The sequence below is a fragment of the Nonomuraea sp. NPDC049624 genome (assembly GCF_040675255.1).
Taxonomy (GTDB): Bacteria; Actinomycetota; Actinomycetes; order Streptosporangiales; family Streptosporangiaceae; genus Nonomuraea.
Genome location: NZ_JBFAOR010000008.1, coordinates 584,589 through 591,176, shown reverse-complemented (window position 1 = coordinate 591,176; position 6,588 = coordinate 584,589). Strand labels below are relative to the sequence as shown.

The following is a 6,588-nucleotide window of genomic DNA, read 5'->3' as shown; positions in this document are numbered from 1 at the left end:
TGGTGACCAGGGTGACAAGAGCCGTATAAACCGAGAGGTTTACGTACGGATCTGTGGGAGCCGGGAGGTGAGATCCCTCCCGGCTACCCGACCAGCGTAGAGTGATCGCTTCACGGCCGTCGTCGCCCTGCCCAGGTCGGGCGACGGCGACCATCAGGCGGAACGATCAGATGCCGAGCTCGGCCGAGGCCAGCTCTGTGCCCTCCAGCCGGGCCCGGATCTTGGCGAACGCCGTCTCCCGTGAGGTGGAGGTGTCGTCGGCGAACGGCGCGAACCCGCAGTCGTCACAGGTGCCCAGCCGGTCGGCGGGCAGGTGGCGGGCGGCGGTCAGGACGCGGTCGCGGACCTCCTCGGCGGTCTCGACCCGCGGGTCCACCGGGTCGATCACCCCAACGAAGATCCGCGCGTCGGCGGGCAGGTGTTCGGCGGCGACCGCCAGGACCTTGTCCGGGTCGGCCTCGCTGGCCAGTTGGAGGTAGAAGTTACCCGCCTTGAGCCGGAACAGCTTGGGCAGCAGGGCCGCATAGTCGACATCGAGGCTGTGGGTGGAGTCCTGGTCGCCGCCGGGGCAGGTGTGCACCCCGATGCGCGCGCGTTCTGCGTCGGTGAAGCGCTCCAGCACGCTGTTGTTGAACGCGACGAAGTCGTCCAGCACCCCGCCGCTCGGGTCGAGCTTGAGCGAGAGCCGGCCTTCGGTGAAGTCGAGTTGCACCACGTGCGCCCCGGCCTCCAGGCAGCCGCGGATGTCGGCCTCGGCCTGGTCGGCCAGGTCGGCCAGGAACGCCTCGCGCGGGTAGCCGTCGATGCCCTCGGCCGGGTAGAGCAGGCTCAGCGCCGACGGCGCGATGACGGCCTGCTTGACCGGCACGCTCGCGTGGCGCTGGGCGGCGCGCAGGTAGCGCTCGGCGTGGACCTGGTAGCGGAACGGCCCGGCCGTCAGCCGGGGCAACTGCCGCTGGTGCCCGTCGGCGAAGGGGATCACCACGCCGTCCGGGACGAGTCCGTCGAGCCCGGCGATCGGGTAGGTGGCGAAGCTGGGCTTGGCCTGCTCGCCGTCGGTGACCACCGGCGAACCCAACTCCTGGAGACGGTGGACGGTGTCGCGGACGGCCTGGTCCTGCGCCTCGGCCAGCGCGGACGCTCCCTCGGCCGGTTCGGAGGCTGCGATGGCCAGCAGGGCAGGGGGGCGGGGGATGCTGCCGATCGGCTCGGTGGGGAGTGACATGATGACAGCGTAGATAACGACGCGTATCTGATCAATCGCTTCCCGTACGCGTGGTCGCCCGCTTCGCGGACAGACCGTGTCGAGAAGATCCGCGCCGTGCAGCACCCGCGGGCCGGCACGCTCGGCCACCGGCGGCGGGCCGGACCCGCAGGAGGAACGCCAGGTCCGCCTGACGGCTCAGTGCATCCTGGCCGCCCACCTGCGCTACAACGACTCCCCTGCCCCACGCCGCCGGTGGCCCTCCCACCGCCCCGACCCTGACTGACCGCCAACCTCGTCGTCCGGACGGCGGACGGGCGGGTGTCGCTGACCACCCTCCTGCGCTTTGACCGGCGCGTCGGGCGCGTCGCGTGGCCCGCTACTGTCGGCGAACCATCGCCGGCTGGCTCCCGGGCTGCTCCGGGGCGCCGCCGCGAGGATGACCCGCGGCGGCGTCCGGTAGCGCCGGTCAGGTGCGCCCCGACCTGCGACCGCGGGGTCAGCCGCGCCTGGCGGACGGCCAGCCGTGTCCCCAGCCGCCCTGGACCATGGTCTGGAACGCCCACCCGTCCTCGGTGCGCACCAGCAGGTCGGCGTAGTGCATGCGGTGCTCCTCGCCCTCGATCGTCATCGTCGCCTCGGTCTCCACGACCACCAGGTTCTGGCTGACGAAGCGCGGCGTGCGCGTGGAGCGCAGGTCGAGCCCGGCGGTGCCGCCGCCCATGGACTGCTTCATGCTCTCGACGTACTCGGCCCGCGTCCACTGACGGACGCTCGCGTGGCCGCCGGGCACGTCGGTGGCCACGTTCATCGGGAAGACCGCCAGGTCGGCGAGCTGCTCGATCGCGCCCTCCTCGGCCAGCGCGTCGTAGGCGGCGAACCAATCGTCGATGTTCTTCAGTTCCTCGGCGCTCGGCTGGTACATGCTGCTCCTCCTCAAGTCGTACAATGTACCGTACAGCATACGGAACGAGTCGCGCACCGATGTTCAACCCTTGCCCCCGATCGGCTCGGACAGGATGAGACGCGACCTGCCGGCCAGAAAAGGGCGACGATGACGCGACAGCCGCCGCACGAGCCCACCAGTTCTGCGCACTCGTAGTCGGTGCCCGGGGCGGCGGCGAGCGAGGCTGCAAGGCCCGCGAGGCTGAACGCGAGGGCCGTGGCTGCGAGGGGCTTGGTGGGACAGGGATGCCCTGGTCGAGCCCCATCTTCGAGCGATACGCCCGGCGGCGGGCAGAAGACGCGCGTACCCGGCGAAAGCGGTCGCGCAGGTCGTCATGATGGTGACATGACGTGGACAGCACCCGACGTAGAGCGGGGACCTCGGACGGACATGGCCTGTGGCGAACGCGAGATGCTGGACAGCTGGTTGAAGCTCCGCCGGCTGTTCCTGCTACGCAAATGCGCGGGCCTCACCTCCGAGCAATTGAAGACCGCCGCCGTGGAGCCGTCCAACCTGACGCTGCTCGGCCTCCTGCGACACATGACGGAAGTCGAGCGCTGGTGGTTCCGGGAGAAGTTCCTGCACGAGAACCTGCCCGAGCTGTACATCACGGAGGAGTACGAAGACGGCGACTTCGACCTGGTGGCCGACGCCGACGCCGAGGCCGACTACGCCGCCTTCCTCGCGGAGACGGCTGCCTGCGATGCCGCGGTTGCGGACATCGACCTGGAGGAGCTGGCCGACGACCCCCGGGCGCCGACCGGCAAGGTCAGCCTCCGCTGGATCTACATCCACCTCCTGGAGGAGTACGCGCAGCACACCGGGCACGCCGACCTGATCCGAGAGCGCATCGATGGGGTTACGGGAGCATAGCGGCTCTCCCTGCATCACCCGTATCCAGGTCCTGCCACCTCACCGACGTACCCGCTGATCAGCTGAGCGGTGGTCGGCCGTAGCTCCAGGACGCCGAGCCGGCCGACGAAGGTTTACGTGCTCGTGGGCATGGGGCCGTACATAATGTTCGGCCGCTTTCGGGAACTTCGCAGTAAGTCCGACCCACCACCTTCGCTACTGTGTGCCCAAGATCAGAAGGGGGTGGCCGGGAGCCCGACCCCATGGCAAGCAACAGGAGGATCTATGGGGAACGGTGGACGCATACGTCTGGTCCGGTGGGCGCGCGGCGGTTTTGCCCTGGCCTGCAGTGGTCTTCTGGCTGCGTGCGGAGGGTGGGTGCAACCGGACCGGTCTGCCCCGGACCTGGCGGTCACGCCCGGGAGGTCTGCCCCGGTGAGTCCGTCGCCAACTCCGTCGGGTGCCTCGTTCGAGGGACGCGGTCCGGTGTTGTCTGTGAAGAAGGGGCCCTATCCGCACTCGGTTCAGATTGTGGACGCCCAGCTCAGTCCCGACGCTCCGCAGTCCCCGGCGCCGCGGGGCCTGACATACATCCAGCTCGTGTTGAAGGTCACCAGCACTCCGGGACGCCCCCTGAAGGCCCCGCATCCCCAGGCGTACTGGGTGGTCCGATACGACGGATGCAAGGCCGCCCAGGACGCCAACAGCCAGGTCAGCTGTGGTGGCATGGACAACGGGACCAACTACTTCACCGAAGAGGACATGCGCTCCCCCGAGTACGGCACCGGCGTATCGAAGCAGTTCGGCGATCTGGCGGCGGACACTCCGTACTGGACTCGCGCCTGGCAACTGGTACCGGAGAAGGCCGACCTGTCGCGGGCTCAGCTGTGCGAGGGGGTACGTACCGGCACCCCGGACAACTGCATCCCCCTCGGGACGGTTCGCCATGACGGCGAGCAGAGCCCGGCGGCAGGCTGACCGCCCTCGGCCAGGCACTGTACGGGTGGGGTGGTCTGCCGGGCCCTACGGTTTGTGAGAACCGACCCCCTCCTCGTCCACCTGACTCGGCCACGGCTCCCTGCTGCCCTGCTCCTCGCTCCTCGCTCGCGGGGGTGCTGGTCGGTCCACCACCGCGCACGCCGCAACTTGCTACGGCGGCGGGTCCTACCTCAGCAGCAGTAACTCCCCACCTCCCCACCACGGCCCGCTGCATGGCCGGTCTTGCTGGGCGTGATCAGGCGTCCGAGGACGTCGAGATCATGGTCCGTCGGCACGAGGTGAGTGCTGAAGCGTCAGGTCACCCGGCCGAAGCCGGACTGGGCCGATCGCGCCCTCACATCGCCCCTTCGATGGCACCGGTCGCGGCGCGGAAGGACTGGCGGTAGGCCGAGGGTGGGACGCCGATGGTGGTGGCGAGGTGCTGGCGCAGCGAGGCGGCGGTGCCGAAGCCGGCCAGGGCGGCGACCCGGTCGACCGGCAGGTCGGTGGTCTCCAGGAGGCGGCGCGCTTGCTCGACCCGCTGGCGGGTGAGCCACTGGCCGGGTGGCAGGCCGGTCTCCTCGCGAAAGCGTCGGCAGAAGGTGCGGACGCTCATTCCAGCGTTGGCCGCCAGCTCGGCCAGGGTGAGCGGCCGGTGCAGTTCCTGCAGGGCCCAGGCGCGGGTGGCGGAGGTGGTGGCGGCCGCGGGCTCGGGCACGGGGCGCTCGATGTACTGGGCCTGGCCGCCCTCCCGCCACGGGGGCACCACGCAGAGGCGGGCCACCCGGTTGGCGACGTCGCTGCCGTGGTCGCGGCGTACCAGGTGCAGGCAGAGGTCGATGCCGGCGGCGACGCCCGCTGCGGTGAGGATCCGCCCCTCGTCGACGAACAGGACGTTCGCGTCCACCTGGACCCGGGGGAAGGCACGCTGGAAGTGCTCGGCTTCGTTCCAGTGCGTGGTCGCGGGCCGGTCGTCGAGCAGGCCGGCGGCGGCGAGCACGTAGGAGGCCGTGCAGATCGAGACGATGCGCGCACTGGCCGGCACCAGCGCCAGGGCGTGGCGCAGCGCGTCGGGCAGCCAGTCGCGCTCCGCCTCGGGGCCGCAGGCGAACGGCGGGATGACCAAGGTGTCGGCCGTCCGGAGCGCCTCACTGCCGTGCGCCACCGTGATGGCGAAGTCGGCGCTCGTGGCAACCGGCCCGCCGTCCAAGCTGCAGGTGGTGACCTCGTAGAGCGGCTCGCCCGCGCGACCGGCGGCAGTGCCGAAGATCCGCACCGGGATGCTGAGCTCGAAGGGATAGACCCCGTCAAGGGCCAGGACGCGAACGCGATGCATGGCAAGATTCTTTCACATGATGGCGTTCTTGCCACTCGCTCCGCCGTGGCCCGGTGCGCGAGTCTTTTCCTTGCCGGGCCACCAGGGCGCGGCGGGCGAAAGACAGCAGGAGATGACGATGCGCGCGATCGGCCAGGACGGTTTCGGCGGCCCTGAGGTGTTGAAGGTGATCGAGGCGGAGCGGCCGGAGCCCGGCCCGGCCGAGGTGCTGGTGCGGGTGCACGCGGCGGGTGTCAACCCGACCGACTCCTGGCACCGGGGTTCCGGCGGGCTGGCCGGCGCGGTGGTGCCGCTCGGCTGGGACCTGTCCGGCGTGGTCGAGGCGGTCGGTCCGGGGGTCGCCACGCTCGCCCCCGGCGACGAGGTGTTCGGCATGCCGCGCCACCCGCTTCCGGCGGGCACGTATGCCGAATATGTGACCTCCCCGGCCCGGCACCTGGTCCGCAAGCCCGGGACGTTGACCCACGTAGAGGCTGCGGCGCTGCCGCTGGCCGCGCTCACCGCCTGGCAGGCCCTGGTGGACGTCGCCGAGGTGGCCCCGGGGCAGCGGGTCCTGGTGCACGCGGCGGCGGGCGGGGTCGGGCACCTGGCCGTCCAGATCGCCAAGGCGCGCGGCGCCCATGTGATCGGAACCGCCCGTACGGCCAAGCACGAGTTCCTGCGCGGGCTCGGCGCGGACGAGCTGATCGACTACACCGAGACCGACTTCGAGGCGGTCGTGGAGCCGGTGGACGTCGTGATCGACACGATCGGCGGCGCCTACGGGCCGCGGTCGCTGAAGATCCTGCGTCCGGGCGGCATCCTGGTCTCGCTCGCCTCACCGGCCGAGGCGTACCTGGCCGAGGAGGCCGCCGCCGTGGGCCGGCGGGCCGCCTTCATGATCGTGGAGGCCGACCAGGCGGGGTTGCGGCAGGTCGCCGAGCTGGTGGAGGCGGGGCTGCTGCGTCCCGCGATCGACCGGGTGTTCCCGCTGGAGCGGGCGGCCGAGGCTCACGAGCTCAGCGATGCCGGCCGTACCACGGGAAAGATCGTGCTGTCGCTCACGGCCTGATCGCCGGTGCGCATGGCCAGGACCGGCGCGGCCTGGTTCCCGCCCTTCACATCATCGGGGATGCCGGGTCTGGGCTTGCCTGGCGGGCGGCCCTCCGCCTGCTCATCGCCCCCGCTCCCTTCATCAGGGGTCACAACTGCGCGTCAGACGCCGAGCGTTTGGTTGATCGCCGGCCCCTCGTGCGAGACACGCTCTCGCCGTCGAACGCTACCGCCCGCTGA

General features: G+C 70.8%; 7 protein-coding genes. 4 read left to right on the top strand and 3 right to left on the bottom strand.

The window, feature by feature from the left end; translation table 11 throughout:
- Positions 1-166: 166 nt before the first annotated feature.
- Complete coding sequence (locus tag AB0J76_RS33820) at positions 167-1,225, bottom strand: cobalamin-independent methionine synthase II family protein (RefSeq protein WP_352331176.1); 1,059 nt, start codon at positions 1,223-1,225, stop codon at positions 167-169.
- Positions 1,226-1,301: 76 nt separating this feature from the next.
- Between AB0J76_RS33820 and AB0J76_RS33815 the strand changes: the two genes are divergently transcribed.
- Positions 1,302-1,490 (top strand): hypothetical protein, encoded by a 189-nt coding sequence (locus tag AB0J76_RS33815; RefSeq protein WP_352331174.1) that lies wholly within the window; start codon positions 1,302-1,304, stop codon positions 1,488-1,490.
- Between the two features lie 213 nt (positions 1,491-1,703).
- Here the strand turns inward: AB0J76_RS33815 and AB0J76_RS33810 are convergent, their stop codons facing one another.
- A complete protein-coding gene (locus AB0J76_RS33810; RefSeq protein WP_364391737.1) occupies positions 1,704-2,129 on the bottom strand; it encodes a nuclear transport factor 2 family protein in 426 nt (141 codons plus the stop codon).
- A 411-nt stretch (positions 2,130-2,540) separates the two neighbouring features.
- Here AB0J76_RS33810 and AB0J76_RS33805 point away from each other — a divergent pair, with 411 nt between their 5' ends.
- Both AB0J76_RS33805 and AB0J76_RS33800 read left to right on the top strand, forming a co-directional pair.
- The gene (locus AB0J76_RS33805) at positions 2,541-3,023 is read left to right on the top strand and encodes a DinB family protein (protein ID WP_364391734.1); all 483 of its coding nucleotides are present in this window, start codon (positions 2,541-2,543) and stop codon (positions 3,021-3,023) included.
- A gap of 465 nt (positions 3,024-3,488) precedes the next feature.
- Positions 3,489-3,980 (top strand): hypothetical protein, encoded by a 492-nt coding sequence (locus tag AB0J76_RS33800; RefSeq protein WP_364391731.1) that lies wholly within the window; start codon positions 3,489-3,491, stop codon positions 3,978-3,980.
- A gap of 355 nt (positions 3,981-4,335) precedes the next feature.
- On the opposite strand, the gene AB0J76_RS33795 is transcribed toward AB0J76_RS33800, so the two are convergent.
- Positions 4,336-5,316, bottom strand: coding sequence for a helix-turn-helix domain-containing protein (locus tag AB0J76_RS33795; RefSeq protein ID WP_352324179.1), 981 nt, complete (start codon positions 5,314-5,316; stop codon positions 4,336-4,338).
- Between the two features lie 118 nt (positions 5,317-5,434).
- On the opposite strand from AB0J76_RS33795, the gene AB0J76_RS33790 reads away from it, so the two are divergent.
- Positions 5,435-6,367 (top strand): NADP-dependent oxidoreductase, encoded by a 933-nt coding sequence (locus AB0J76_RS33790; RefSeq protein ID WP_352324178.1) that lies wholly within the window; start codon positions 5,435-5,437, stop codon positions 6,365-6,367.
- Positions 6,368-6,588: the final 221 nt, after the last annotated feature.

Excerpts from the sequence above, each read along its gene's own strand:
- AB0J76_RS33820 (WP_352331176.1), bottom strand. The coding sequence starts at position 1,225 with ATGTCACTCCCCACCGAGCCGATCGGCAGCATCCCCCGCCCCCCTGCC.
- AB0J76_RS33810 (WP_364391737.1), bottom strand. The coding sequence starts at position 2,129 with ATGTACCAGCCGAGCGCCGAGGAACTGAAGAACATCGACGATTGGTTC.
- AB0J76_RS33805 (WP_364391734.1), top strand. The coding sequence starts at position 2,541 with ATGGCCTGTGGCGAACGCGAGATGCTGGACAGCTGGTTGAAGCTCCGC.
- AB0J76_RS33795 (WP_352324179.1), bottom strand. The coding sequence starts at position 5,316 with ATGCATCGCGTTCGCGTCCTGGCCCTTGACGGGGTCTATCCCTTCGAG.
- AB0J76_RS33790 (WP_352324178.1), top strand. The coding sequence starts at position 5,435 with ATGCGCGCGATCGGCCAGGACGGTTTCGGCGGCCCTGAGGTGTTGAAG.